The following is a 26,495-nucleotide window of genomic DNA, read 5'->3' as shown; positions in this document are numbered from 1 at the left end:
GGATAGATCCCCCCTACTTGCCCTCAAGTGAGAATATGGCTCGGGAGACAGGGAGGGTGGAACGGCTACAATCTCTTGCAAAAAGCGCAAAGGATCTTCCCCGCCCCACCCTCCCGACCCTGGTTATCCTTCTAATAAAAGGAACCCCCGTTTGCATGTCTATTCTGAATTCACGGGGCAGAATGTTCCCTCCCACCTTGTTCAGATTTCAAGACCCGCCGACAGTCATGGTGCTTCACTGTACCGTCACCTGATCTCGTAGCTGGTCCAATGTCTTCTCCCCGATCCCCGGGACTTCCGTGAGCTGATCGACGGAGGTGAAAGGTCCGTTCTCCTCCCGGTGTTGGATGACCGCCTCTGCTTTGGAAGGGCCGATGCCATTGAGTTGTTGCAATTCCTCCTGCGAAGCAGTGTTGACGTTGATGGTTTGTTCCGCTTCCCCTCCGGACCCACTCGTCCCCGAAGCTCCCGCAGAAATTCCCGGTGGCACCTCCTCCCCTTCAGCAGCGATGTAGAGAGCCATTCCATCAGAGAGGGGCTGAGCCAGGTTGACTTGATCCATATCCGCCCGTGACGTAGGTCCCCCCGCCTTGCGCAACGCTTCTTCCACCCGGGCATCCGCAGAGAGGCGATAAACCCCCGGTTTTTTTACTTCCCCTTTGACGTCCACCACCAGTTCTGTCGGTTTCTCCTCTTTGTCTTCCTCTTTAGGAACGGCGGTCTTCTCTGGCTGCGAGTAGGGTTGTAACTCCGGTTCCGTCCCTGAATCCTCCCCGGTCCACAGGGAGATTCCGACTCCGATCAACAAAAAAAGGAACACACCCGCCGCCACTGCCAATCCTTTTTCTCGGGGAGTCCATCCCCCTTGATCCCACATGATTTTGCCTCCTTTCCCATCTGTTGCGCATCATATTTCCGCGTCCTTAGCGTATGGATGAATAGAAAGTTACTAACACCGCAAGACGGTACCCTATCGCCACTCCAGGGAGGGAGAAAGATGACCCACGGCGTGATCGGCACCGGCAGTATGGGCCGCATCCTGGTGGAAGCTTGGATTCGGTCCGGCAAACTGCAACCCTCCGAACTCCTCGTGAGCAATCGCACCCGGGCCAAGGCGGAAGGCTTGGCTGATGAGTTCCCGGGACTTCGGGTGGCAGCAGACAACCGCCAAGTCGCCCAAGAATCGGATTGTTTCTTCCTCTGTGTCAAACCCGGAGAATTCCGCCGAGTACTGGAAGAGATTCAGGATGTAGTCCAGGCAGAACAAATTGTGGTCTCCATCACCAGTCCAGTAATGGTCCGGGATCTGGAACAGTGGTTGCCTGCAAAGGTAGCCAAAGTGATCCCCAGCATCACCCATGCTGTCTACTCCGGTAACTCCCTATTTATCCCCGGCTCCCGCCTCCATCGAGAGGACCGGGAAAAATTGTGGGACCTGTTTAGCAGTATCAGTCGTCCTCTCCATGTCGATGAGGCACACACCCGAATTGCCTCCGATCTGGCTTGCTGTGCCCCTGCCTTTCTCGCCAACCTCATGGAACAGATGGCGGAAGCCGCCGTGAAGGAAACCGGCCTTCCACGGGAGACGGCAATCTCCCTCGTCACCCAGATGGCTCAAGGACTGGGGCATCTCTTGGCGGAAGGAAACTTCACACTACAGAGCCTCCAGGAACGGGTGGCTGTACCCGGCGGAATCACCCGAGAAGGCCTCCACCTGTTGGAACGGGACCTAGGCACTCTTTTTCACGATCTGTTCCGGTTAACCCACGACAAATACGAGGAGGACATCCATAAAGTACAACAATCCCTCTTCCCAGAAGTAGAAAAAAAAGTCTGACGGGGCAAGAAAAAGATGCTATCAAAGGATATATTTAGTATACCATACCCGCGAAAAAGCGGAAGGCAACCCCTTCCGCTTTTTGCAAGAGATCAGAGATGTTACATCCTTTCCTGTCTCACCGTAAATCAGCCACTCTGTACCTGGGCAGAATCTCTCACGCCCTCACCGTCGAGGGCGTGTAATGCATCGAAGAGTCTCCATCGGAAACTGCCTGGTCCCTCGGCTACCCGCCCCGCCTGCTCCGCTGCGATTCCATAGGTGACCATGGCAGCAACGGAGGCAGCCACCGGATCATTGGAGACCGCAGCAAAGGCGGCTACCACCGGCGCGCACATGCAGCCGGTTCCGGTAACGGTGGCCATCAGGGGGTGTCCGTTGGAAACCTCAACCCACTTGTCTCCATCGGTAATCACATCCTTCTCCCCGGTGACGATGATAGTCAGTCCCCATTTTCGGGCCGCTCGAACGGCGATGGTTCGAATATGATCCACTTCTCCTGAATCGACACCACGAACCTGGGACACTTCTCCCGCCAGAGTCGCAATCTCCCCAGCGTTTCCTTTTAGATGGGAGATGTGGACCTTTTCCAACAGTCTCTTGGCTGAGTCCGTCCGGAAGGAGGTAGCCCCTGCTCCCACTGGATCCAGCACCACAGGAATTCCTTTTTCATTGGCGGCTCTTCCTGCCTGGATCATACTCTCCACTTGATTTGCATTCAGGGTCCCGATGTTTAATACCAAAGCCGAGGCCAATGCTGCCATCTCCGCCACTTCTTCCGGGGCATAAGCCATCACCGGAGACGCACCGCAACTGAGAGTGATGTTGGCACAATCGTTGACGGTCACCTCATTGGTGATCTGATGCACCAGCGGGCGTCTCTTCCTCACTTCTTGGATGAGATCAGGGTTCCAATTCATTTGCTCGCCTCCTGAATTATGCATGCAAAAAGGCCGCCCCCGCCGGGAGCGGCCAGAGATATACTTGGCCCTGTACTCCCTTCCCGGTATCGTCCGGATCCGGTTCAAAGGGTTGGGCAGAATCCCTCTCAGCCAATGGCACCCCTGTACGCAAATAAGATAGATTTTTTCAGGTAGGTTACTTCGCCCTTTGGGGTAGGGATGTTCGCCCACGCACCGATGCCTCGGTAAGAAACAAAGCCTGACAGAGGCAACACAGGGACGACGGTTGGTTTCCAGGATTGTGTTGGATCAGGGCTGTTGATTAACCAGAAAATGGGCAGCGGAAGGGAGTCGTGTGCTGCCAAAGCGACCTTTGCCATCCTACCCAGCGGAGAATCTGGAGGGAGGGCGTTTAGGGGCAACATCTTCCCTGTGTTGCTTCCGTAAGGCTTTGCCCCTGCCCGATCGGAGGATTTGGAGCGGCCAGTTTTCACTTCCTTGCCGGATGGCAACGGTCGCGTGGGTGAACACGATCTCCCCATCCAAAATATGGCTAATCAACACGCCTGGTGTTGGATATCCCTACAGGCGTTGTGATTTACTACAGTTGCAGAGGGGCGGGATGAGATTTCCCATTCCGGCGTCAAAGTTCTTCGATCCAAAATCACTCCATGGGAAACCCCATCCTCCCTGGGTAGCATGGAAGAGCGAAGCAACCCCAGGCACGATTTGTGTTTTATGGTTATGGTTATGACGATTTTTCACAACGCTTCGAGTTCGGGATCGGATCTCCCAGTTCGACACCCAAGTTTTTCTCGATCACTTACACCAGAAAATCTCGTAAATCAGGTCTGGGGATCCTTCCTCCCCTTTGTCAGTTGGCGACGATATTGATCAGTTTGCCGGGAACGACGATCACTTTGCGGATCATTTTTCCTTCCAGGAGGCTTTTCACTTTTTCTTCCGCCAGCACCTGGGACTCCACTTCCTTGCGATCTGCACCGGTGGGGACGACCGCCTTGTGACGGACCTTGCCATTGATCTGCACCGCCATTTCCACTTCATCCAAGAGGAGGGCGTCTGCATCAAAGGAAGGCCAGGACTGGTCATGAACACTGGATTCATGGCCCAACTCCTGCCACATCTCCTCAGTGATATGAGGGACAAAGGGCGCCAGCAGGATGATCGCCTGTTCCACCGCCTCGGCCAACACCCCTTGATCTGCATCGGCGGGATATGCGTGAATCGCATTGATTAGCTCCATGATCGCACTGACGGCGGTATTGAACTGAAGGCGGTCTCCCACATCCCCGCCCACTTTTTTTATGGTCTGCTGCAGAACGCGGTTCAGCTCCTTGGCCTTTTTTCCTTCCAACTGTGCCACCGGCCGATTGCGAACCAACTCCTTGTGTTGTTGCACCATCCGCCAGACACGATTCAGAAAGCGGTGACTCCCCTCCACCCCGGCATCGTTCCAGTCCAGCTCCCCATCAGGCGGAGCAGCAAACAGAATGAACAGACGGGCGGTGTCCGCTCCGTAACGGTCGATAATCTCCATCGGGGAGACGACATTTCCTTTGGACTTGGACATTTTAGCCCCATCCTTCAGCACCATGCCCAACGGGAAATATTGTTCAAAAGGTTCAATCGCCTCCACCATCCCCGCATCATGCAACACCTTGGTGAAGAAACGGGAGTACAGCAGGTGGAGCACCGCATGTTCCACCCCCCCGACGTAAAAGTCCACCGGCATCCATTGGTTGGCCAACTCAGGGTCAAAGGGTTTGTCGGTGTTGCGGGGGTCGGTGTAGCGCAAAAAATACCAGGAAGAGTCGATGAAGGTATCCATCGTGTCTGTCTCCCGACGCGCCTTTCCACCACAGGAAGGACAGGTGGTATGGACAAAGCTTTCCGATGTGGTGAGGGGATTGCTCTTGCCGTCAAAGACCACATCCTCCGGCACCATCACTGGCAACTCTTCCTTGGGGACCGGCACGGTACCGCAAGAATCGCAATAGACGATGGGGATGGGGCATCCCCAATAACGTTGGCGGGAGATCAACCAATCCCGCAACCGGTAAGTGATCGTCTTCTTTCCTTTCCCTACTTGGGTCAAGTGATCGGCGATCGCCCCGATCGCTTGGCGGTTGTCCATACCGTCAAAGGGTCCGGAGTTCACCAAAACCCCCTCCGCCGTATACGCCTCTTCCCCAGAAGCCTCTCCTTTTTGGGACTGGACCACGGTTCGAATGGGAAGACCGTATTGTTGGGCAAACAGAAAGTCCCGCTCATCGTGGGCCGGAACCCCCATCACCGCTCCCGTACCGTAGTCCATCAGGACATAGTTCGCCACCCAGATCGGTACTTCTTCCCCAGTCAGGGGATGTCGGGCTTTGGCCCCGGTGTCATAGCCGATTTTTTTCACATCAGAGCCGGTGCGGGCACGCTCCGGCTGGTTCTTCATCTCCCGGATGAAAGTGCGGATCTCCTCTTCCCCTTCTCTACCCTGGATCAGTTGCTTAACCAAGGGATGCTCCGGGGCAAGCACCAGATAGGTGACCCCATAGAGGGTGTCGGGCCGGGTAGTGAAGACGGAAATCCGCTCTTCTTCCTGTTCCGGAAGGGTAAAGACTACCTCGGCTCCTTCACTGCGGCCGATCCAGTTGCGCTGCATCATTTTGACCTGTTCGGGCCATTTCGGCAATTTTTCCAGATCTTCCACCAGCCGGTCGGCATAATCGGTGATGCGCAAGAACCACTGTTCCAGTTCCTTTTTCTCCACCACGGAATCACAGCGCCAGCAACGGCCGTCTTCCACCTGTTCGTTGGCGAGCACGGTCTGGCAATCGGGGCACCAGTTGACCGCCCCCTGTTTGCGGTAGGCCAACCCCCGCTCGTGGAAAAGCAGGAACAACCACTGGCTGAACCGGTAATATTCCGGAGTGCAAGTTCCCACATACCGGTCCCAGTCATAGGATATACCGAGCCGAGTCTGCTCCTCCCGAATCCGTTTCATATTGTTTAATGTCCACTCCCGAGGATTCACCCCTCGTTGAATGGCAGCGTTTTCAGCAGGCATCCCAAAAGCATCGGCACCCATCGGATGGATCACTTCGTAACCGTTCATTCGCTTAAAGCGGGCAACCAGGTCTCCCATAGAGTAATTGCGCACGTGTCCCATATGGAGCCCTTCCCCCGAAGGATAGGGAAACATCTCCAGTGCATAGAATTTCGGTCGGTCGGACACCTGTTCCGGTGTCCGGTAAGCATCATTTTCTTCCCAGATCTGTTGCCACTTGGGCTCGATCTCCTGAGGTATGTACTTTTTCACGTAATCACCCTCCAGACATATAAAACCTCCCGCCCCCGGCTCGGTTGCCAGGGACGAGAGGTTGGTTCACAATCTCCCGCGGTACCACCCTGCTTGGCATCCGATGGATGCCCGCTCTTCCAGATCCGTTATCGGGGATCAATCGTCACAGGATACTCGATCCCTTCCCCTGTGAGGCGACGGAGTGAGTTCACCTGTTCCTCCACATCAGCTCGCACCGGCCGCCGATTCTCTGGGCAGGAGGTTACAGATTACTGCTCCCCGTCATCACCTGATTTAAATAGGGTTCTCATGCTACCGCTTAATAATTTAATTAACATTATATGCAATACATTGGATCCATGTCAACGATCTTCCCGTTTTTTGTTTGCACTGGGTGCACACATCCAGTTATTGGGCATTCACTTGAGCTGCATCTCCCCACAGACGCTCCAAATCGTAGAAATCCCGCTCGTCCTTGTGGAAGACATGGACGACCACATCGCCGAGGTCGATCAACACCCAACGTGCTTCGGACAAGCCCTCCACCGCTCGCGGGGGAGATCCCACTTGTTCCATCTTATCTTTGATGGATTCAGCGATCGCCTGCACCTGTGTCTGAGAATTTCCATGACAAATCACAAAATAATCAGCGATCACAGACAAGCCTCGAATATCGAGAATACTGACGTGTTGGGCTTTCTTCTCCTCAGCGGCCGCAGCCGCCACTTGGGCGATTTCCACTAGGTTCAAAGAGATTCCTCCTTCGATCTTGGTTGGTGGACCCGGTCCACCATGTCATTGCGGGCAGCCCAGGTCAGGGGATAGACTTTTTGATTTTTCCCGATGAGAAAAACCAGCGTCTTGTCCAATGACTTCCACACGGCCTGATCCAAATCCTTGCGGGCCCACTCACGTACTTCCTCCACTCCAGGAAACTGTCTTCCCGGTTCAATATAATCCGCTAGGAAGATCACTTTGTCTAATAAAGACATATGCGGCCGGCCTGTGGTATGATAACGGATCGCATCCAACACCGCTTCATCTTCAATCCCCAAATCTTCCCTGACCACCTCCGCCCCCACCGGGGCATGCCACAGTTCCACATGATACTCCAACAAATCCTGGGACAAGCCACGCTCCCGAATGATCTCTGCCATCTGCTCCTGTGGCCAAAACTTACAATAATCGTGTAAGAGTGCAGCCAGCCGGGCCTGCTCCCGGTCCGCTCCAAAACGATCGGACAGTTCCACGGCCGTCTCCACCACCCGCAGGGTGTGCTCCCAACGAGTCTTCGGCAATTGCTTCCGGACGGCTTCCGCCAGTTCATTTCGATTCATAGAGTCGATGCTCCTCCATATACTGTCTGACCGACTCGGGGACGAAATATCGGACGGAGCCTCCTGCCGCTACCCGCTCCCGGATCCAGGTAGAGGAGAGATTCACCCAGACCCCTTCCCTGACCCAGGTGACCCTGTTCTTAATATGGTCGGGAATCCGCCTCCTATCCAACTTCACCCCCACCCGCATCAGACCGATTACTTCCACTGAAGCAAGGATTTCTTCTATTCTAACCCATCGCGGCAAATCAAGCACCATATCTGCACCCATTATCAGAAAAAAACGAGTATCCGGCTGTTCCTGACAGAGCAGCCGCACTGTGTCCACAGTGTAGGAAGGTCCGCTCCGATCCATCTCTGCCCGGGAAACCCGGAAGGAGGGATGGTCTGCCACCGCCCGTTCCACCATGGCCAACCGGTCCTTGGCGGAAGCGGAAACGTCTCGTTTATGAGGAGGAGTGGAGGCCGGCACAAACCAGACCTCCTCCAATCCCACCGCCTGGCGGGCCTGTTCGGCCATCATCAGGTGACCGATATGGATCGGATCAAAGGTGCCCCCGTAGATCCCGATTTTCTTCCCTGTCTTCATCCCGACTCCTCCAGTGACTGCTTCAAAACCTCGCCCATCCGCTTCACCGGGGCTCGTCGGCCCGTCCACCGTTCAAAGGCCAATGCCCCCTGGTAAAGTAGCATCCCCAGCCCACTGTGCACCTGCGCCCCTCGGGCTTTCGCTTCCCGCAACAAGCGGGTCTGCCGTGGACGATAGATCAAGTCACTCACCAGGAGATCCCCGTGGAGAGAGGCAGGATCCACCGGACAGCCTTCCAGGTGGGGATGCATGCCTACCGAGGTGGTCTGTACCAACAAGTCCGCCTCCCGGATTGCGATGCTGGCTTCTCCCGGAGAAATCCCGTCGGCACGGGTCCAACGGCGAAGGTGTTCCGCCAAGTCTTGCGCTTTTTTTTCCGTCCGGTTCACGATCCGGATCTGCTCCGCCCCTGCTCGGGCCAGGGTGTAGCTGACGGCACGAGCCGCACCGCCGGCCCCCAGAATCACTACCCGCCGCCCTTTGACATCAAAGCCCGTCTCTCGCACCAAAGACTCCAGGTAACCGGCACCGTCAGTGTTGGTGCCGATCAGGCGGCCGTCCTGCTGAATCACCGTATTGACCGCTCCGATCTCCTGGGCGCTTTCCTCGATCTCATCCAGATGCTCCATCACAGCCACCTTGTGGGGAAGGGTCACATTCCAGCCTCGAAAACCGAGGCTCTTCAATCCCGCCACCGCCTGCCCCAGCTCTTCAGAGTCCACGTCAAAGGCGAGATAGATCCAAGGAAGTCCTTCCTGACTGAAGGCTTCATTCATCATCACCGGTGATTTAGAATGGGCCACTGGGTGGCCGACTAATCCTGTCTTTTCTGTCTCCGCCTCCAGTTTCATTCTGTTTCCCCCCTCCCTGTGAACGGGTATTTCACAACACTTCTAGGAATTCGAGCCCTACCCTCCTCTATTTTTAGATAAACCAACCTATGTTTCTACAGGATCGCCGGCCGTACTTCCACGCCCACCCCACGTGGCACCCACAGTTCGACCTGAGCCCGCTCTTTGCCTGTGGCGATCCAGCCCAGTCCGGAGATGACCAGATCTTGTTTCTGTTTACCGTCGAGATGAAAGGTGTGACGCACCAGCGCCGGCAAAGAAGAGGGGTCCTTCGGCGGGGACAGGAGCTCCCCCCGATGATTCTCCCAAACTTCATCCGCCCGAGCCAGCTTGGTACGGTGAATATAAAGGGAGTTGGCCATATGACAGACAAAGGGCTGACGCTTCCCTGCGCTGTAATCCATCCGGGCCAAGCCACCGAAAAAGAGAGTCTGTCCCTCGTTCAGTTGATAAACCTTCGGTTTGATCTCACTTTGAGGCAGAATCTGACCCAGCTCCTCCGGCGCCACCCACTCACTCAACCGGTCCCGCCGCACGATTCCCGGCATATCCACCAGCTCTCGCTCCCCTTCCAAAGGGATATGGATGGTATCCAGGGTGGTTCCAGGGTAGGGGGAGGTGGTGATCACCTCTTCCCCGCTGCCAAACTCCTTCAGCAACCGGTTAATCAGAGTGGACTTGCCCACATTGGCCGTCCCCGTCACAAAGACATCTCGGCCCTGCCGGCAAGTCTCAATCGCCTGGGCCACTTTATCAAAATGAAACCCCTTGGCCGCACTGGTCAAGACCACATCCACCGGCTTGACACCCAACTCGCCGACGGTATGATAGACCCATTCTTTCAGACGCTGCACCTTAGCCGACTTGGGGAAGAGATCCAGCTTATTGCCCAGGATAAGGATCGGATTGCCGCCGGTATGCCGCTGAATCCCCGGAATCCAACTGCCTGACAGATCGAACAGGTCCACTACTTGAACCACCAGCGCCTGTCGGTGGCTGATCTCCCCCAACATCCTCAGATAGGCATCCGGATCGTGCTCCACCGGCGCCACTTCATTATAGTGACGAATCCGAAAACAACGTTTGCAGATGGGATGCTCCCGTTCCAGAGCTACCGGAGGCATATAACCCGGCTTCTCCGGATGCTCCGTCTGCAGTGGAACTCCACACCCTTCACACTGGATTTCCTGTTCCATCATTTATTACGTCCCTCCCCAACCGACAGTCCTCGCTTTTTCATCCACCAAAACACCAAGCGCTCCACCCTCCGGTTCAACCGGGTGAAGAATCCCTCCCCCTGGGAGACTGGAACCACCAAAATCGTATAAAGACCCAGACGGTTTCCCCCGAACACATCGGTAATCAACTGATCGCCGATCATCACGGTCTCGCCGGCATCCACTTCCAACCGGTTCAGCGCTCGTCTGAAGGCAGCGGAGAGGGGCTTTTTCGCCCGGTGGATATAGGGGACGCGCAAGGGGGTTGCAAACCGGGAGACTCGGGTGAGATTGTTATTGGAGACAATCATCACTTTAAATCCCATCCCTCGCAACTGATCCAACCAGCTGACCAACTCCGGAGTCGCTTCTGGCCGAGTCGTTTCCACCAGGGTGTTGTCCAGATCCGCCACCACCGCCTTCACCCCCCGCCGTTGCAGGGAGTTCCAATCGATTTCATAAATGGATTGAACAAATTCATTAGGAATCATCCGCTTCAACAAAACGCCACCTCATCACCGAAAACGTGGTTATATCGGCACTAACTATACCACACCGCAAAAGAAAGTAGCAAAGCCCCTGGGGCCGCAGGCCCTTGGCAATCTCCATCCGTGTCAGTAAACTGTAGATAGAAGAATTCACCAGGTAGACATCAAGGTGATAAGGTGCTTTTTTCTGTTGATAAACCATAAAGTGGATGATGGAAACGAAACGACCCTTTCGCTCTTCACCGTCCCACCATCCTGACCTGATTTCCTACCTGAAATAGGGTGAATCAACACGCCTGTCTTTTTCCCTACAAAATAGTAGTAAGTAAACCACGCAAAGGAGAGGTTGAAATGGCACGAATTGAATCCCTTCTGTCGGCGCGTCTCTTCCTCAGCCCCCGCTGGGTAGGGGATCGGCTTTATTTTATCAGTGACCTTGGCGGACATTTGAATCTCTATTCCGTGGAAGTGAAGGGCGGCATTCCACAACCGCTCCTGCCGGGACATATCGCTCTGCAAAATCCCGATCTCGTCGGTGGGGAACCTTATCTTATCTTTCCCCAGCTGGGCCAGATCCTGGTGATGATCGATGCGGATGGGGATGAAAATTACCAACCGATGCGGATTCCCATCGAGGGTGGGTTTCCCGAGCCGGCCTTCGGCGACACCTTCACCTCCTACCGTGCCCACTTGATTAGCGGAGATCCAGAGCGTAACCTCATCTACCTGTCCGTGGAATCCAGACAAGAGTCCCTTCATGAAGCTTATCAGGGTCACCTGAAAACCGGCGAGCTGGTTCAGCTGGCCCACAGTCCCTGGGATGCCTGGGTGGAGGGCGTCAGTGAGGACCATACCCAGGCTGTCATCGGGGACAGTTATACTGTGGGAGACCACGTGCTCTATCTGTGGAAACAGGGGGAGGGGGAAGCGAAACGGCTCTACGGAACTCCTCTGGAAGAACGGTCCGATCGGGAGCAGGTGCCACTGAATGGGATCTCCGACTGCCACTTCACTGCAGGGAATCGCGGGCTCCTCTTCCGCACCGCGCTGTTTGAGGATACATACGGACTGGGGTGGCTGGACCTGTCTGAGCCTGGGGAAGTTCAACAGGTGGAGGTGACCGGTACGGTACACACCGGCCAGGGAGAAATGGTTTCTCTGAAGCATCTGAAGGGTTCCCGCTATGCAATCGAATACAATATCGATGGCGTTTCCTGGCTGTATGAAGGCATTTGGGAGGATTCCCCCCGCAAAATGAGGCTCGACCGGGTGATCTGCGGACACTCCCCGCTAGACGGTGGTGTCTTACAGGGATTCTCCTATGATAGAAAGGGGGACCGCTACGCTCTCGCCTTCTCCTCCGCCACTTCTCCGATCCAGTTGTATACTGTGGAAGGAGAACACCGCCAAAGCATCATCCGCCGCACTCAGGAAAAGACCCTAGGTCTGGATCCAAAACAGCTTTCCCCTGGGGAGGATGCCTCCTTCATCTCCCATGACGGCCTCCGCATCTCCGCCCGACTCTACCGTCCCTCAGAACAGCTGGGCTTTACGGGACCGCGACCGCTAATCTACTACGTCCACGGGGGACCACAAGGCCAGGAACGACCGGATTTCGCTTGGTTTTCCATGCCACTGATCCAATTTCTTACCCTACAAGGGTTCAGTGTATTTGTGCCCAATGTCCGGGGTAGCACCGGCTATGGCTTGGATTATACGAAGCGAGTGGATCGGGACTGGGGGGGACAGGACCGCTTGGATCATGTCCACGCCATGCAGGTGCTGGCGGAAGATCCTCACCTCGACACCACTCGAGCAGCCGTAGTGGGCCGTTCCTATGGAGGATACATGACTCTGACACTGGCCTCCCGCCATCCGGAACTGTGGTCAGCCGCAGTCGATCTATTTGGTCCCTATAATCTGTTCAGCTTCATGGAGCGCATCCCGGAAACCTGGAAACCCTACTTTCATATCGCCCTCGGCCATCCGGAAAAAGATCACGATTTTCTCCTGGATCGTTCTCCCCAAACTCATATCGATCACCTCACCTGTCCCCTCCTGGTCATCCAAGGCAAAAATGATCCTCGGGTGGTAGAGGCGGAGTCCAGTGATCTGGTGGAAAGGCTACGCTCCATGGGCAAGGAGGTAGAGTACCTCCTATTTGAAAATGAGGGGCACGATGTACTGAAGATGAAAAACCGGATCCGTTGCTACAACGCCATCACACAGTTTTTCAAGAAGCATTTAAGACCGTAATCGTCAGCCTCATCGCAGAGGAATGCCAACCACCCCGGAAGCTTCATTCCGGGGTGGTTGGCGTGAAGGGAAAACCATCCCTCTCCTTTCTTTTGGACTCATGAAGCGATTGCTTTGGATTTCTCCCGTCCAAATCGTCCATAAAACCCGCAAATTTGACAGAATAAAACAACACCGTGATATACTAGAATCACCAACCGGGAAACTTCGGTGGAGTGAGGTGATCCCATGAATCGTCTACTTGACCCCAAGGTGGACTTTGTATTCAAACGAATCTTTGGGAGCGAGGAAAATAAAGACGTCCTGCTTGCCTTCCTCAATGAGACCTTTAAGGCGAGTCAAGGCGAATTGTTGAAAGAGATCACTCTCGTCAATCCGTACATCGACAAAAATGCACTCGACGACAAGCTGTCCATACTGGACATCCGGGCCGTCACCGAGGATCGCAAACAGATTAACATTGAGATTCAGCTCTTTAATCATCACAATATTGAGAAGCGGACGCTGTACTATTGGAGTAAGCTGTATGAAGAGCAACTCGGCGAGGGGCAGAATTACCGGTATCTCAAAAAGACAATCACCATCAACATCATTAACTTTCGCTATCTTCCGGGCGAACAATACCACAATATCTTTCATTTGCGAGAGGATCGCACAGGCATCTTACTAACTGATGATTTGGAGATTCATTTTATGGAACTGCCCAAGCTGGAGACGGGGGCGTTTGATGTTGGCACCGGCTTGGTGAAGTGGTTGCTTTTCCTTAAAGGTCTGGATAAAAGCAAATGGGAGGAGATTGCCATGGATCAACCCAAACTGCGTAAAGCCATGACAACACTGGAATTCCTGAGTCAGGACCGGGAAGCCCGCCGCCTGTACGAGATGCGCCAAAAGGCTCTCTTGGATGAACGCTGGAAGATTGAGGGGGCTAGAGAGGAAGGTAAGGCGGAAGGTAAGGCGGAAGGTAAGGAGGAGGGGAAGGTAGAGGGGAAGGTAGAGGTGGCTAGAAATTTGCTGCAAATGGGGATGGAAATTTCATCGATTGTCAAAGCCACAGGACTGACGGAAGATGAGATCCGGAAATTGGCCAAGCCGGATCATTAAGGTTCCGTCCCGCTTCGGTCATTCGCAAAAGGGCAGTAAATAGTCCCTTTTACCCCCTCCCGGGATCTATTCCCGGTATTACCATCGGGAATTTCACAGCGAAAAACGGAAGAAACGCCGCACCTCAGGGGTGCGGCGTTTCCTTTTACCTTCAGCGATCCTCCGGCTTCTCTCCCTCCCCTTCCCTGTTGCCAGAAGGCTTCCAGGGTTCGGGATTCTCTTTTTTACGTTGACGAACCCACATAAAGATCGGAACACCGATCACCGCCACCACGGCTACAGGGGGCAACAAGGCCGCGCCAAAGATCAGGAAGCCCTGAAACAGATCCCGCACCCAGCCCACCGATCGCACAAAGGCGAGTGTGATCTGTTCCCCAAGGCCAGGTTTTCCCTCCGGCTCCTCCAGGGTGATCGCCTGGTAAGCCTGAATCCTCACCGTCGAGTAGACCGTCTGGTTCTCCAGATACTTCAATCGTCCCTGCAACTGTTCGATCTCTTCTTGCACCTGGGCCAACTGTTCAGAGACTTTGAGCAGATCCTCCGTGGTTTTGGCCCCCTTCATCATCTCCAACAGGCGTTTCTCCACCGCCTTTTTCGCTTTGAGCCGGGATTCCAGATCGACGTACTCTTCTGTGACGTCTTTGCCCGTAATATTGCGGGATTCCATCTCTTGAGCCGTCTTCTCCACCTGTTTCAGATAGTCTTGAAAGGACTCCTGGGGAATCCGAAACACATAGTTTCCCTTTTTCTCCTTGTTCGCCCGAGATTGAGAGGACTCTACCAGGTAGCCTCCTTCCTTCCGGGCCGCCGCCTCCATGGCTTGTTGTGCCTGTTTCAAGTTCTGCACTTTCATCTTCAGCTCCGCCTGGTAGATCACCTTCCGCTCCTCTTGCGCCACGGTAGCGCCTTCTTTGTTCAGCGCTTTTTTCACATCGGAAGCGGCAGTCCCCTTCCCGGACTCGGATTCCGTCGAGCCCTCACGGGAGAGCGGGCTGAATTCGTTTTTTTCCACTTGACCACTGCTCATCGACTGATCCGGAGCCCCACCGGATGAACAACCCGCCAACAGCCCCAGGGACACCCCCCAGATCAACCACCTTTTCCACACCGTAACCACCGCCCCTTTCCAGTTTCCAACTGTCTATATGGACGAAAGGGGCGGGGAAAAGGTTGCAATCAACCTCCCGGTTGGTCTACGTTGTATTTGGGAACAGACAGATCACTTGAAGTGGTCACAGGGTTCAGCGATAAAATAGAGAGAAGAAATGCGGTTGACAAGGAGAAAAAAATAACTTTAACGAACTTCATTCAAGTCACCTGCTTTTCTCTGGTTGAGTCTTTCTTGTACTTTAAACATATTTACCGTACATTGTTGAAATTCCTTCTCGTCAACCCCTTCCCAACACCGGGCCAGTTCATGCCACGCTTCGTTCTCCTTCTCACCGACATTGTACTTCTGTGCGAGGTCAACCACCTGTCGATAACAAGAGATCGCTTCTTCTCTTCTGTTTTGCTGAAAAAACAGACGCCCAAGAGCCAATGAGGCATCCATTTGATCCACATAATCTTCTACTCGTTTCGCATTTTGAATCGCTTGGGTCAGATTGTCCTCAGCCTGGCTCCATTTCTCTTGTCGGGTATACAGAATTCCCAATTGGGTACAGGCCCGTAAAAAGGATTTTTCATCCACCCGATCCCGGGGAAGTCCGAGTGCAATTTTAAAACAGTTTTCTGCTTTCTCCCATTTTTCCCGAGCAGTGTGAATACTCCCCAGAACGCTCCAGAGTGCCAAAGCGCCGTCATAGTGTTGATTGATGCCAGCTAGCTGAATACCTTCCAGGGCAAATTTTTTCGCATTTTCATAGTCATGGCTCCTGCGGAGCAACTCGGCCCGTAACCAATAGAAAGAGAGTCTGGTTGCAATCGGTTCGACTTGGGGGAGTTCCTCCCAGACGTCCTGAACCAGTTGCAGGGACTCGACGATCCGTCCCAATCTTTCCAAGTAGATAGCTTTGTTTCGTAGCAAAAAATACTTGACCCATGGTCTTTCCCCCGCCGGGCTAAAGGCATCCAGACCGCTGTCGGCATACTGAAGGGATTGCCGGAGGTCGTTGTTGGAGTAGCTGCAACGACTCAGATCATTGAAACTGTAGGCTTCGATGTTGTCGATCTTTGCGGTTTCGTTTTTATTGGCCAAGCGGATGGCCGTGAAAAACTCCCGTTCCGCTTTGTTGAGTTTTCTCTGATGCAGGTAACAGGTGCCCTTGAGCCAATAAAATTGGGAGGCATACAAGTGGTCGTCGGGGATGGGCGTCTTCTCCAGTAACGACAGGGCTGATTCACTCTGACCCAATCGGTTCATCGACTCGATCAACGTCAGACGAAACTTCAGCTGACCCTGGTCCTCTCTCTCCCTCAGCAAAAACTCCGGTAGTTGCTCCATGGGAACACCCAATTTCTCTAGGATGTAATAAACCTTCTCTATCTTCACATGGGCAACACCTCTTTCTACATTGCTGATCGTGGCCGTGGAAATGTTGTCATCAGCCAAATCTTCCAGACGAAGACCTCGTTCTTTTCTGATCTTACGAATGATTCCGCCAATTTCCTGTATATCAAAAAGCTTCAATCTCCATCACCTTCCATATCCAAGATCCGCCACCATTTTATACTATATCAAGTAAAGATGGCAATAGATCCATAGACCTTTTATGCAACTTTCCCCTCAACGGTATAACTTTTGGGTTTGAGAGGGGCGGGGAACTACGATTTGTGGGATATGTGCCTACCATTTGTTCCGACCTTCGGGTCGGTCTGATCCAAAGCCACAAAAGACAAAAGAAGCCCGGTCAATTGCTCTCCTTGACGGATTCCCCTGTTTCTACAACCGCATATGATATTGGAGAAGGAGTTAAACCGAACTGTGAGTAGCCGGTATTTTTTGATGTTTTACGTTTCGGGTCTCAATTCATGGCTAAAATTCTGGGTTTTTAAAATTGAACATCCAATTGTTGGTTTATTGCTTTATCCAAATACTCTTCAAAGGACGATGCTAAAGCATGGTACCCACCAAAATCGAAATCAAATACAAAAATAGTTGAATCTGAAGGATTAAACCCAACAGGATTCCCTGCTCCATCCACTCCGATCACTACCATTTTGGAATACTCTACAGGAAGTTGCTTCCTAAATTCCAACGATTGCTCAACAAAAGATGGTGTAGCCACAAATTCAGCTTCCCTCAACCCCAAAACTATAACCTTTCCAACACCACCTGAACCATACTTGTAAAGAAACTCTTTATAATCAGGTGGTAATTTAACTCCAAGACATTTTTCAGCTTCGATTACTTCTGCTTCCGTTGCAGGCCCACCAAAGGCTTCCGGACACATATCCCTTTCTTCTTCTATTGCTTCAAAAATTTCTTTTTTCAAGGCTCGATCCCCCTACGACGCATTTCTTCCACAAATTGGGCTCTCCAATCATCCTCATTTCTGACAGATGGTCAAGGGAGCGTTGCGCCCTCACTTCGAATCGACGAAACATTGTCCTTGAAGACGATATTCTTTGATATCCTTCTGATACCTCAGTAAAAACATTTAGGAGATATTTTGTAGATATCACCAGCGCCAGCCGATTGTTGTGCCTTCCTGGATCCCAAATACAAGAGCTGGATTTTTGGCAACCTGTCATACAATCACCTATCCTACTCAACTTCCTCATCGTACGCGTCACCGTAGGGTTCAAAATCGTCCCGTAGCCAGTAATGTCTTTGTCCTTTTTGATCAAGTAATCGTTTCAGAAGTTCAGTAAAAGATCCGGCGATAATCGGGCAATCACCAGCAACCCCATGACGATCCCAAAAGCTATCGTAGCATCGGCCAAGGCGTTTCTTATTCAGATCAATAGTGACATATTCCTCGCTATCACCTTGTGCAACAATATACCAATCTGCAGAAATGTCCCCTTCTCCCGACTCATCAATGATAACAGGATTTGCCAAAACAAAGTCATTTGGGGACATTAAATGAACTGGGTAATTACTTCCTTCAAATAGCATCGCACCACCACAAAGCTCGTAAAATTCTTTGAGATCAGCCGGTAGTTCATGTTCTCCCTTTATACGAGGAAGTCCCACAGAAACGTAAACAGCGCAATTTGTCAATGTCTTTAGCTTTGTTACAAGCTGCCTCATCGTCATCCCAATCACTCTTTTCGGTCGCTTTGAATCTCTTCGCTCCCCATTGTCACTGTAAGGATCATGGCCAAGATCGCACCAACCGCCAGAATCATCACATATTCAATTGTTGATGAGCCCCGCCGGTCAAATAGGAACCGTTTCAACCGATGAAAAACAAGGGTTACCCATCTCCTTTTTCGAGAAATAATTGGTAACCCCATGATGTAAATCATATGATACTTGAAATCCTCCGAAGGGAGTAAATAATTTCATTACGCGAGGATCAAATATTTCGCACCAGAGAACAGGATGGTGTTTAAACAGAGACAAGATCTTTAGTCCCGGTATCCGGATAACAAAAGGCGGCCCCGGTGGCCGCCTGCCTCACTTCACCGGGATGGTGAATTCCACTTTGGTATCCTTCATGAAGTCCTCGCTTGACATCTCGCCGAAGCTGAACTTGATCTCTTTCACTTTCTTGGGGTCGATCGTTTTCTTTCCGGAAGGGCGTAAGGTGAAGACGCCATCGGACTTGACACCGTTGGAGATGTCGCCTACGGTGAGGCCGGTGTCATCCATGAACAAATTGGAATCGAGTTGCACATCCCCGATGACGGCCTTGGCTTCCTGATCGGGATACCAATGAATTGCCTGACCGCTCTTGTTTTCATAATTCAAGCCCACTTGAATCTGATCCCGCTGGATCACCACTTCTCCGATTCCCACCTGGACACCCAGGAAATCCTTGGACACCCCTGCCTTGAATCGCTTCTCATCTGCCGTTTTTTCTTTTTTGGATCCCTCTTTTGCTTCCGTACTGTTGGTTTTGCCTCCGGTGTCCACATCCTCCGGAGCGGGATTACAGCCCACCGCCAACATAACCACCACAGCAAAGATCCCCAGCTTCCTGATAATCATCATAAGATAAATCCCCCTCATGCACAGCATTTGATTTCAACCGACGGTTCCATCGCCTGTTGATGTGTCTCAGTATACAGGGCAACCTTTGCCATTTTTGGCACACCTTTTCCCCGGAACAGAAAAAACCTCTCCGATCCAGTGTGGGAGAGGTGAAGGATGATTACATAATCGAGCGACTTTAGCCTTTATTGATATCTCCACGATTTCCAATTTGTCGACGATCACACGTCTCTGACTGTGATATCCATTGAAAACAACGACCTGTAAAATAATACAAGATAATGTAAGTCCAACCTCCCACCAAAACGGCATCCGAGAAAAACATAGCGACTTTCCCCTATGGAGCTTCGGGAAAAGTCGCCACGTCAAATGCTCTTTTTTCACTGTCAACAAATCGGATGGAAATTACGATCTCTTGGTCTTTCCGATCACTTTTAAAGTACGATCACTTGCATTTCCAAAGGAATCAATCGCCCGCACTTCAATCTGATACTGTGTATCAGGAGTTAATCCACTAATAGCCAGTGTCAGAGGGTTGGGTACAGGATCCTTGTAGAACTCTGAAAAAGCAAGGAATTCTTTTTCCACTTTCCCCGTTTTCATATTCTTGGCCTCTATTTTATAGTCATGTACAAGAGTGTTGTCGACCGCTTGATCAAACTTGATTTCCAGATCTGTTGCTGTTGTCTTTTCCTTTACAACAGAGATCGCTGATTTGTATTTGAAACGGGGCTTGATCCGATCCCTTGTTTCTGTGTATTTAAAATGACTCTTTTTGACAGGATATTGGATTTCAAAGGGTTTACCCGACCAACCATTGCTATGAAAATTCCTACGTTCGATCTTCACTTTGTTTTTATACACTTTGACAATCAAACCTTGGCTGAGGGTATCCGCGTAATCTTGGGGTACCTCGCCCTGAATCCTGCCGGCATCCAACCATAAATAGCTAAGGGTGGAGGTTCCAATGGAAGTAAAATCCTTTTGATGAATGATTCTGGGATCCTCTAACGGATAGTGGGTGTGACCGGAAAATGTAATAACTTGCGGATAATCTTTCAGGGTATCGTAAAGCAGATCCCGATTTATATCAATCCCCCACTCGCTTCCATACAAGGTATCTTTGATCGGCTGATGATGAAAGACAAAAATCGGTTTTTGGGGATCTCTCTTTTTCGCTTGTTTTAATCGTTCAGACAGCCATGCAATCTGTTTTTTGGAAAAGGTTCCTTCTATACGACCATCTTCCGTGCCCATAACGATGAAATGGTAACCTTTAATCACCTTGTGATACTGGGTCGACTTCATACCTGTTTGATCCAAAAAACGTTTTTGCGCATCAGCTGCTGATAATCCATTCCCATAGTCGTGATTTCCGATTGCCAGCATGGAAACGGCTTGCGGCTGTTTTTTGGCGTTATAAACAGACATAAAACGATCATATTCTTCCACCCGTCCATGATCCGTTAAATCTCCAACTGTTACAAGAGCATCCTGTTTGGGTGCCAGTCTGTTTAATTGATCCAACGCGGTTTCAAACTTTTTCAGATCACTGGTGCCGCTCTCCTTAATATGGACATCACTGATTACGGGAAATACTAATTCCGGTTTTTTGTTATGTTTTGAAGGAGAAATCCGGTCTTTCGTTGCCGCCTCGATCAATGGATGACCGAACGAACTGGCCAATATGCCTACAAGAGCGACTCCGGCCACGAAAGTCGACACTTTTAAGAAACGGCGCCTCCTCGACTCTTTTTTTTCCATATCCGTGTTTGACAAAGATCCCTTTTCATTCTTCAACTCTTCCTCTCCCCCCGCCTCCGGAATTTAATATTCAGGTTTGACTGTTAGCCCAACATCGATATCCGCTGAAAAAGGCCCTTTTTAAAATCCTTTTACAGATTAGACGAGCAATATTTAGGTTCAGCTAAGTCGATATGAAACCTTTGTTAAATCGGAGAAAAGAGCAGATTGTACCTCACCACCTTACCGCTCCCTCTGTTCCCAGCCCTTCCCGGACCAGTTCACTTGGAGGGTGCGACCGCTTGTGTCGGTAAGCTTGGGATTCTTCACGTACCAGCCGCGGCCGTTGGCGTGATCGTCGGTATGGTAGCGAAAACGGAGGGATCGGGTGTGGGGAGGAAGAGTAATCTCCTTGCGCACCCATCCTTCGCTCTGCCCGCTCATCGGTATACTGATCGCCGACCAGTGTTTCCCATCAGAGGAGGCTTCCACCATGCCATAATCCGTCGGGGCTCCCTTTTCTGCCGGTTGCATCCGGTACCAGGTGTCAAAGGTAAGCCTCTTACCGGTGCCCTTCCATCGGCTTCCCGTCAGGGAACGATCCAAGTCATCCCCGTAACCGGAGAACCAGGCTCCTCCCTTGCCGGGAATAGCGACTGGGATCGCATCAGCAGTCAGGCGGGCCACCTGACGCCGCACCGGATTGGTAGAAGGGGTATCCCGGGTCGGATGCACTCGGTTGGTGAGAGCGATGGCGATCGCTCCATTACTCCGGTTCATGACGATAGAAGTGCCTGCATAGCCGGTATGCCCCATGGTGCGAGGATCCGATAGGGCATCCATGTACCAGCTCTGGTTTAGCTCCCAGCCTAGTCCGTGATCATCCCCGGGAAAGGCGATGTTCATATTTTTCTCCATCAGAGCCACGGTCTTGGGCTTCAGAATGCGCACATGCCCATATTGTCCGTGGTTGAGCAACATATGAGCGAAGATGGCCAGATCCTTTGCTGTGGAGAAGACCCCTGCATGCCCTGCCACCCCATCCAGGGACCAAGCCTTCTCATCATGGACACTTCCCCAGACCAGCCCCCGCCCAATCTTCGGTTGGTATTCTGTAGCGGCAATTCGGGATTTCAAAGAGGACGGGGGATTGTACATCGTCTCCTTCATTCCCAGGGGACCGGTGATATATTTTTGGACAAAAACATCCTGCCTCTGCCCGGAAAGCCGTTCCACCAAGGCACCCAGGGTGATCGCGTTGAGATCGCTGTAGAGATAAGCCTCGCCTGGCTCGTGGATCAGGGAATGAGCAAAGACCGCCTGTATCCGGTCTTTGCGGCTCCCCTTGAGTTCGTGAAGAGGAATCTCCGCTTCAAATCCGGAAGTGTGGGTCATCAATTGCCGGATGGTAACCTTCGCTTTCCCCTTCTGCGCAAACTCAGGTATGTATTTAGCCACCGGGTCATCCAGTCGGAACTTCCCTTCTTCGTATAGTTTCATTACGGCCACCGAAGTGAAGATCTTGCTGATGGAAGCCAAATCGAAAAGAGTATCCTTTTTCATCGGGACCGGCTCGTCCATCCGGTTTCCCTGATCATCCCACTCCCGGGCGGCGAAACCGTAGGCCTCATGTTTGACGATCTTCCCCTTCCGAACCACCAAGACGACGGCCCCCGGCATATAACCCTCCTGGATCGCTTCTTCAATAGCGGGGTCGATTGCTTCCAGGGGCTCCTTCACCAACCCGGCGGAAGCAGGTGTCCCCAAGTGCAGACGGGATGAAATCGCTCCCGGTCGGTCCCAAGGGAAGGGCTTTCCTAGTGCCACCGTTTCCGTTGCCGGTGGGTTCGTTGCTCTCTCGTTTCCCCAGACCGCTGTGGGAAGAATCAGCAGGAGAACCAGTGTGAGAATTCCAATTTTGCGCCAAACGAAGCGTTGCGTCTCCATGCCATCTCCTCCCGTCCCTAGATAGTCTGTACGTCCCTTCCTTTTTATATTATCAGAAACAAGGGAATCATAAATATTATTTTGAGAAGTCACCCTCTCGCCATCGATTCTTTTCTAGGAAAGGATGATGCGCCCACCTCCCACCGATCTCGGCTCCTAACCAACAGCTGAGAGGACCAGCTACGGCGCCAACGACCAATCCCGCCCAGCCCCACCACATCCAACCCGTTCCCAGACTGATCAAGGAAAAGCCGGGCAGGGTTACCCAAAAAGTATAAATGCGAAAAGCTTCCCGGATCGTCCCCTTTTCCCAGGGAAACAGACTTACCCCAGTGGAAGAGGTGAACTCCCGCCAACAGGATCTACCCCAGAAGTAAAACAAAAACCAGGAAAGCAAACTAACTACTGCCTTCATCGGTCCTGGTACCCAGAGAACTCCGACGAGGAGAAGGCCTGCCATCTGCAAGTAGACTCTTAGATGCTTCCCGAGCCGCAGCAAGGGTTTCAAGACCGATTCAGCAAGGATTGCGGCGCAGGTTCTCTGCCGGAACAAAGGCTGGGAACGTCGCAGCAGCCATGGGCGACGGGGTTGGAAATCTTTCCGTCTAGGCAACACTCCACCCCCCTGCAGGAACCAAGCGACAAAACGGAGCCGGTATTCCTGTTCCCGCGCCACATCATCCAGAAAAAGTCCTTCTGCAGTCAGGCGACACCGCAGGAGAAACCAAGCTACTACCGCAGCCAAGATCCACCCGAACTTCGTCACTGTCGGTGAGGATAAACTCCAAGGAACCAAAGCCGCCCAGATCGGAAACAACCCCACTCCGAAAAAAGTGTAGCCCATCCACCGTTTCCAGGCCGGGACCACAGAAGCCCACATACAGCGGAAAAGGGACAAATCCCAGCGTACCAGGAGCAGAAACACCCCCCAGATCCCCACTTCCTCGCGGGAAAGGTTCCAGTGGCCGATCAAGAGTGGCCCGCTGAGCAGAAGGAATCCACCTGTCGCTAGCATATGAAACAAAAAAGAGTAGACCAGTCCCGATCCCATCAAAGTCTGCATCCACTTTCGCTGTTGCCGAAGAAAGAGAAGATCTCCTTCCCGCAAACCCAGTCGGATCTTTCCACTCCAAAGAAAAAGGTAGGATATTCCGATCCAGCCCCAGGAGGGGACATCGCCGATCCAACTGTCCGCCTCCCACCCCGAGCGGTACTGAATCCACAAAAAGACCAGAGCCGGGATCCCCAGATACAGAATCACCGTCCAATCCAGTACAGTTCTCCACACCCGATATTGAAAGCGCCACTCTTCAAGCAGCCGCCTCTTAAACAAATCCCAAGGAGTCATCTGTCAGTTTCCTCCCCAGCCAGACAGCCAAAGCAATCCAGTAACGTCCCTTCTGTCAGTCCGCTCTGCTCCCGGATCGCCTCCATACTGCCAGCGGCGACCTGTCTTCCCCCATCGAGTAAAAAAAAAGAGTCGCAGATCCGCTCCGCCGTATCCAATACATGCGTGGACATCAACACGCCTGTTCCCTGTTTGCGTTGACGCTCCATCCATCTGAGAAAAGTTTGCGTCGCCCGTGGATCCAATCCCACAAAGGGTTCATCGATGATCAACACTTCCGGTTCGATCAGGAAAGCCAGCAGCAACATCATCTTCTGCCGCATCCCTTTGGAAAAGCGCTCCGGATATTCATGACGTACCCCCTGCAAAGCAAAGGAGTTTAACAGTTCCTCCGACCGTTTTCGCCGAGCCTCCGACGTAAGCTGAAAAGCCGCCGCCGCCAACTCTAGGTGCTCCTCCAGCGTGAGACCCTCCAGTGTGACGGGCTGTTCCGGCACATAGGCATACCGCTTCGTCTCCCCGGTAAACCGGATCTCTCCCCGACACTCCTTCAATAAACCCAGGATCGCCTTCACGGTCGTGCTTTTACCGGCACCGTTGGGACCGATCAGTCCCACTAGCTCTCCTGCGCCAACAGAAAAAGCAAGATCTTGTATGATAGGGCGAGAAGCTTCATATCCCGCTGCTTTAATCTCTACTTCCAAGACCTTCATCTTTTCCCCCTCCCCATTCCTTCCGTTGAGTCCGTGATAGATATACAATGTGATTCTCCCTGCTTTTCAGTATATAGATCCTAAGTGGAACCTTGCAACTTCGTTGATCATCTAACTGTTTTCTGGAAAGAGTATGAAGATCCTGCTTTTGATGGGTAAGGAGTGCTGAGGAGATCCTTACAAAAACTAAACGACCTTTCCCCTTGTCATTTCCCGGGAAAGGTCGTTATATCTTCAATCTGATCCACCGACAGTTCTCTTCAGTTAAGTTCATGTACCTTATGCTCCCCTTTGTTCTTCCTGCCATTCCATCGGGGGCAATTGTTTTCTCTTCTCTTCTTTGACCAGATACCTCAGATACTCATGATATTTATAAATCCCCTGATGTTTCAAGGGCTTCACTATATGGGAATGAATTCGAACTTCCTTTTTCAGCAGCCTTCTAATCATGTTGCCAAACATAGAAATCAACCTTTCATGAGAATTTGGAGTCTCAATGTTTCTGAGCAACTATTATTTATATTCCCCATTTCCCGTATTTGAAACATCTATTTATGACTTTTTGAGCAAATTTTTTTCGATTGAGGGAGACTTTAAATCTTTCTCGATTTATACAAGTAAATGGATGAGCCAATGCTCTGAAAAAACATGACCCACATCACAAAGTAGATAAAGTACTGTGGTAGATGCTTCAAAGGATTCTCCATACCACTCATTCAGCGATCGGGGCGGAATGTTCGACGAACGCTTTCTCTCCCATTTCCCATCGAAGCTCTCGATTCCACCACGATCACGGTCGGAAAGAGCCGACTCCCTTGGGCTTTTTTCGTAGAAATCAAGCAGGGGTCACGTTCAAACCCCAAAAACCTCTTGAACTTTACCTGTACACAATCCCATATAGAACCCATTCGATCCACAAAGGAAAACAAAAACAGCCCCGTGATGAGGCTGTTCAAGTTACTTGTCATCTTTTTCTTATAAGAGAACGAAGCACAAAGTAAACCAAAACCAACGTAACAACTAGAATCAAAATACCAGGAAGGCCAAAATTATGCATTTCAGTCCCATCTCCATTATTTACAAATTGAGGAGCAGTAACACTGAAGGTACTCCCACTACCATACGTTACTGTTGAGGTAGCCCATGTTGTAGAATAAGCAACCGATGCAGAATATTTTTTTGAAACTTCGGCTGTGCAAGAGGATACACCTTTTTTCTTACCGGTTCGCTGGGATAGTTTTGTCGGAATTGATAGTGCCTCTCTATCTACCCCTAGCAATTTAGCCACAAAATCTTTATTTTAATTTATCTCCAAAGAGATGATGTTAGGAATCCAAGCTTTATCAAATCGGTTAATAGTCAGATATTAACATCACCATTGTTGAGGATCGATCCCACGTACTCTCAACATAAAACCGCTATCCACTTGATTGATATGAGGAGGGCAATCAATCACCGTGGATTAATGCAAGATTGTCTTTCTATCTTCTTCCACATATCTCCTCAATCACTATGGTAGTATCTGTAAAATCGTCATTAAAATCTCTTCCATCGAAATCTCTCCGTCATCTATCAGATGTTTAATCCCTGATTTCATATGTGCTGTAATGCTACCCTGAAAACGCAACACACATACCACTTATGTAACTGGGACTCGAAAGGGATAAAAGAGTCCCAGAAATTTCGCATGTATACCGTTAGATCAGATGGCACTTACCGTCAAGAAGAATTTGAGTATCAAAGTAACCG

At 51.6% G+C, this 26,495-nt stretch carries 22 protein-coding genes and 1 other annotated feature; of the genes, 3 read left to right on the top strand and 19 right to left on the bottom strand.

Annotated features, from left to right (window positions below; all coding sequences use genetic code 11):
• Positions 1–235: 235 nt before the first annotated feature.
• Positions 236–877 (bottom strand): helix-hairpin-helix domain-containing protein, encoded by a 642-nt coding sequence (locus tag JOD24_RS01285; protein WP_380162505.1) that lies wholly within the window; start codon positions 875–877, stop codon positions 236–238.
• 120 nt (positions 878–997) lie between these two features.
• On the opposite strand from JOD24_RS01285, the gene comER reads away from it, so the two are divergent.
• Positions 998–1,837, top strand: coding sequence for a late competence protein ComER (comER, locus tag JOD24_RS01280; RefSeq protein WP_380162503.1), 840 nt, complete (start codon positions 998–1,000; stop codon positions 1,835–1,837).
• A gap of 128 nt (positions 1,838–1,965) precedes the next feature.
• Here the strand turns inward: comER and thiM are convergent, their stop codons facing one another.
• The 8 genes from thiM to JOD24_RS01240 form a co-directional block, all read right to left on the bottom strand.
• On the bottom strand, positions 1,966–2,757 hold the full coding sequence (gene thiM / locus JOD24_RS01275) for a hydroxyethylthiazole kinase (protein ID WP_380162501.1): 792 nt from the start codon (positions 2,755–2,757) through the stop codon (positions 1,966–1,968).
• A gap of 856 nt (positions 2,758–3,613) precedes the next feature.
• Positions 3,614–6,070: a leucine--tRNA ligase gene (gene leuS, locus JOD24_RS01270; RefSeq protein ID WP_429246170.1), complete on the bottom strand. Its 2,457-nt coding sequence runs from the start codon at positions 6,068–6,070 to the stop codon at positions 3,614–3,616.
• A gap of 46 nt (positions 6,071–6,116) precedes the next feature.
• Positions 6,117–6,347: a binding site (T-box leader), on the bottom strand.
• A 113-nt stretch (positions 6,348–6,460) separates the two neighbouring features.
• Positions 6,461–6,802: a ribosome silencing factor gene (gene rsfS / locus JOD24_RS01265; protein WP_380162497.1), complete on the bottom strand. Its 342-nt coding sequence runs from the start codon at positions 6,800–6,802 to the stop codon at positions 6,461–6,463.
• Positions 6,799–7,389, bottom strand: a complete 591-nt coding sequence (gene yqeK / locus JOD24_RS01260; protein WP_380162495.1) for a bis(5'-nucleosyl)-tetraphosphatase (symmetrical) YqeK — start codon at positions 7,387–7,389, stop codon at positions 6,799–6,801. The genes rsfS and yqeK overlap by 4 nt, the downstream gene beginning before the upstream one ends.
• Positions 7,376–7,978, bottom strand: coding sequence for a nicotinate-nucleotide adenylyltransferase (gene nadD / locus JOD24_RS01255; RefSeq protein ID WP_380162493.1), 603 nt, complete (start codon positions 7,976–7,978; stop codon positions 7,376–7,378). The genes yqeK and nadD overlap by 14 nt, the downstream gene beginning before the upstream one ends.
• A complete protein-coding gene (locus JOD24_RS01250; RefSeq protein WP_380162491.1) occupies positions 7,975–8,829 on the bottom strand; it encodes a shikimate dehydrogenase in 855 nt (284 codons plus the stop codon). The genes nadD and JOD24_RS01250 overlap by 4 nt, the downstream gene beginning before the upstream one ends.
• Before the next feature lie 95 nt (positions 8,830–8,924).
• Positions 8,925–10,028 carry a ribosome biogenesis GTPase YqeH gene (gene yqeH / locus JOD24_RS01245; RefSeq protein ID WP_380162489.1) on the bottom strand — a complete coding sequence of 368 codons (1,104 nt, stop codon included), beginning with the start codon at positions 10,026–10,028 and terminating at the stop codon, positions 8,925–8,927.
• Entirely contained in the window at positions 10,025–10,549 is a 525-nt protein-coding gene (locus tag JOD24_RS01240; protein WP_380162487.1) for a YqeG family HAD IIIA-type phosphatase, read from the bottom strand. Before JOD24_RS01240 ends, yqeH begins: the two co-directional genes overlap by 4 nt.
• 336 nt (positions 10,550–10,885) lie before the next feature.
• On the opposite strand from JOD24_RS01240, the gene JOD24_RS01235 reads away from it, so the two are divergent.
• Complete coding sequence (locus tag JOD24_RS01235; protein ID WP_429246169.1) at positions 10,886–12,790, top strand: S9 family peptidase; 1,905 nt, start codon at positions 10,886–10,888, stop codon at positions 12,788–12,790.
• Between the two features lie 228 nt (positions 12,791–13,018).
• Positions 13,019–13,894, top strand: a complete 876-nt coding sequence (locus JOD24_RS01230; protein ID WP_429246168.1) for an Rpn family recombination-promoting nuclease/putative transposase — start codon at positions 13,019–13,021, stop codon at positions 13,892–13,894.
• A gap of 151 nt (positions 13,895–14,045) precedes the next feature.
• Here JOD24_RS01230 and JOD24_RS01225 read toward each other — a convergent pair whose 3' ends face one another.
• The 10 genes from JOD24_RS01225 to JOD24_RS01180 all read right to left on the bottom strand — a co-directional run bounded on the left by JOD24_RS01225 (position 14,046) and on the right by JOD24_RS01180 (position 25,208).
• Positions 14,046–15,002, bottom strand: coding sequence for a DUF4349 domain-containing protein (locus JOD24_RS01225; protein ID WP_429246167.1), 957 nt, complete (start codon positions 15,000–15,002; stop codon positions 14,046–14,048).
• 186 nt (positions 15,003–15,188) lie between these two features.
• Positions 15,189–16,523, bottom strand: coding sequence for a helix-turn-helix domain-containing protein (locus JOD24_RS01220; RefSeq protein WP_429246166.1), 1,335 nt, complete (start codon positions 16,521–16,523; stop codon positions 15,189–15,191).
• 361 nt (positions 16,524–16,884) lie between these two features.
• Positions 16,885–17,328, bottom strand: coding sequence for an SMI1/KNR4 family protein (locus JOD24_RS01215; protein ID WP_380162477.1), 444 nt, complete (start codon positions 17,326–17,328; stop codon positions 16,885–16,887).
• Positions 17,329–17,600: 272 nt separating this feature from the next.
• A complete protein-coding gene (locus JOD24_RS01210; RefSeq protein ID WP_380162475.1) occupies positions 17,601–18,095 on the bottom strand; it encodes an SMI1/KNR4 family protein in 495 nt (164 codons plus the stop codon).
• Between the two features lie 363 nt (positions 18,096–18,458).
• Complete coding sequence (locus JOD24_RS01205; RefSeq protein WP_380162473.1) at positions 18,459–18,995, bottom strand: hypothetical protein; 537 nt, start codon at positions 18,993–18,995, stop codon at positions 18,459–18,461.
• A gap of 405 nt (positions 18,996–19,400) precedes the next feature.
• Entirely contained in the window at positions 19,401–20,795 is a 1,395-nt protein-coding gene (locus JOD24_RS01200; RefSeq protein WP_429246165.1) for a metallophosphoesterase, read from the bottom strand.
• Between the two features lie 186 nt (positions 20,796–20,981).
• Positions 20,982–22,685: a serine hydrolase domain-containing protein gene (locus tag JOD24_RS01195; protein ID WP_429246164.1), complete on the bottom strand. Its 1,704-nt coding sequence runs from the start codon at positions 22,683–22,685 to the stop codon at positions 20,982–20,984.
• A 76-nt stretch (positions 22,686–22,761) separates the two neighbouring features.
• Positions 22,762–24,033, bottom strand: a complete 1,272-nt coding sequence (locus JOD24_RS01190; protein WP_429246163.1) for an ABC transporter permease — start codon at positions 24,031–24,033, stop codon at positions 22,762–22,764.
• A complete protein-coding gene (locus tag JOD24_RS01185) occupies positions 24,030–24,746 on the bottom strand; it encodes an ABC transporter ATP-binding protein (protein ID WP_429246162.1) in 717 nt (238 codons plus the stop codon). The genes JOD24_RS01190 and JOD24_RS01185 overlap by 4 nt, the downstream gene beginning before the upstream one ends.
• 279 nt (positions 24,747–25,025) lie before the next feature.
• Positions 25,026–25,208 (bottom strand): hypothetical protein, encoded by a 183-nt coding sequence (locus tag JOD24_RS01180; protein ID WP_429246161.1) that lies wholly within the window; start codon positions 25,206–25,208, stop codon positions 25,026–25,028.
• Positions 25,209–26,495 lie beyond the last annotated feature (1,287 nt).

It is taken from the genome of Kroppenstedtia sanguinis (assembly GCF_050433445.1).
In the GTDB taxonomy this organism is placed as follows: domain Bacteria; phylum Bacillota; class Bacilli; order Thermoactinomycetales; family DSM-45169; genus Kroppenstedtia; species Kroppenstedtia sanguinis.
The sequence above is the reverse complement of the archived record's forward strand: the minus strand, read 5'-3'. Positions and strand labels throughout refer to the sequence as shown.

Excerpts from the sequence above, each read along its gene's own strand:
- JOD24_RS01285 (WP_380162505.1), bottom strand. The coding sequence starts at position 877 with ATGTGGGATCAAGGGGGATGGACTCCCCGAGAAAAAGGATTGGCAGTG.
- comER (WP_380162503.1), top strand. The coding sequence starts at position 998 with ATGACCCACGGCGTGATCGGCACCGGCAGTATGGGCCGCATCCTGGTG.
- thiM (WP_380162501.1), bottom strand. The coding sequence starts at position 2,757 with ATGAATTGGAACCCTGATCTCATCCAAGAAGTGAGGAAGAGACGCCCG.
- yqeK (WP_380162495.1), bottom strand. The coding sequence starts at position 7,389 with ATGAATCGAAATGAACTGGCGGAAGCCGTCCGGAAGCAATTGCCGAAG.
- nadD (WP_380162493.1), bottom strand. The coding sequence starts at position 7,978 with ATGAAGACAGGGAAGAAAATCGGGATCTACGGGGGCACCTTTGATCCG.
- JOD24_RS01250 (WP_380162491.1), bottom strand. The coding sequence starts at position 8,829 with ATGAAACTGGAGGCGGAGACAGAAAAGACAGGATTAGTCGGCCACCCA.
- yqeH (WP_380162489.1), bottom strand. The coding sequence starts at position 10,028 with ATGATGGAACAGGAAATCCAGTGTGAAGGGTGTGGAGTTCCACTGCAG.
- JOD24_RS01235 (WP_429246169.1), top strand. The coding sequence starts at position 10,886 with ATGGCACGAATTGAATCCCTTCTGTCGGCGCGTCTCTTCCTCAGCCCC.
- JOD24_RS01230 (WP_429246168.1), top strand. The coding sequence starts at position 13,019 with ATGAATCGTCTACTTGACCCCAAGGTGGACTTTGTATTCAAACGAATC.
- JOD24_RS01210 (WP_380162475.1), bottom strand. The coding sequence starts at position 18,095 with ATGACGATGAGGCAGCTTGTAACAAAGCTAAAGACATTGACAAATTGC.
- JOD24_RS01205 (WP_380162473.1), bottom strand. The coding sequence starts at position 18,995 with ATGATGATTATCAGGAAGCTGGGGATCTTTGCTGTGGTGGTTATGTTG.
- JOD24_RS01195 (WP_429246164.1), bottom strand. The coding sequence starts at position 22,685 with ATGGAGACGCAACGCTTCGTTTGGCGCAAAATTGGAATTCTCACACTG.
- JOD24_RS01190 (WP_429246163.1), bottom strand. The coding sequence starts at position 24,033 with ATGACTCCTTGGGATTTGTTTAAGAGGCGGCTGCTTGAAGAGTGGCGC.
- JOD24_RS01185 (WP_429246162.1), bottom strand. The coding sequence starts at position 24,746 with ATGAAGGTCTTGGAAGTAGAGATTAAAGCAGCGGGATATGAAGCTTCT.
- JOD24_RS01180 (WP_429246161.1), bottom strand. The coding sequence starts at position 25,208 with ATGTTTGGCAACATGATTAGAAGGCTGCTGAAAAAGGAAGTTCGAATT.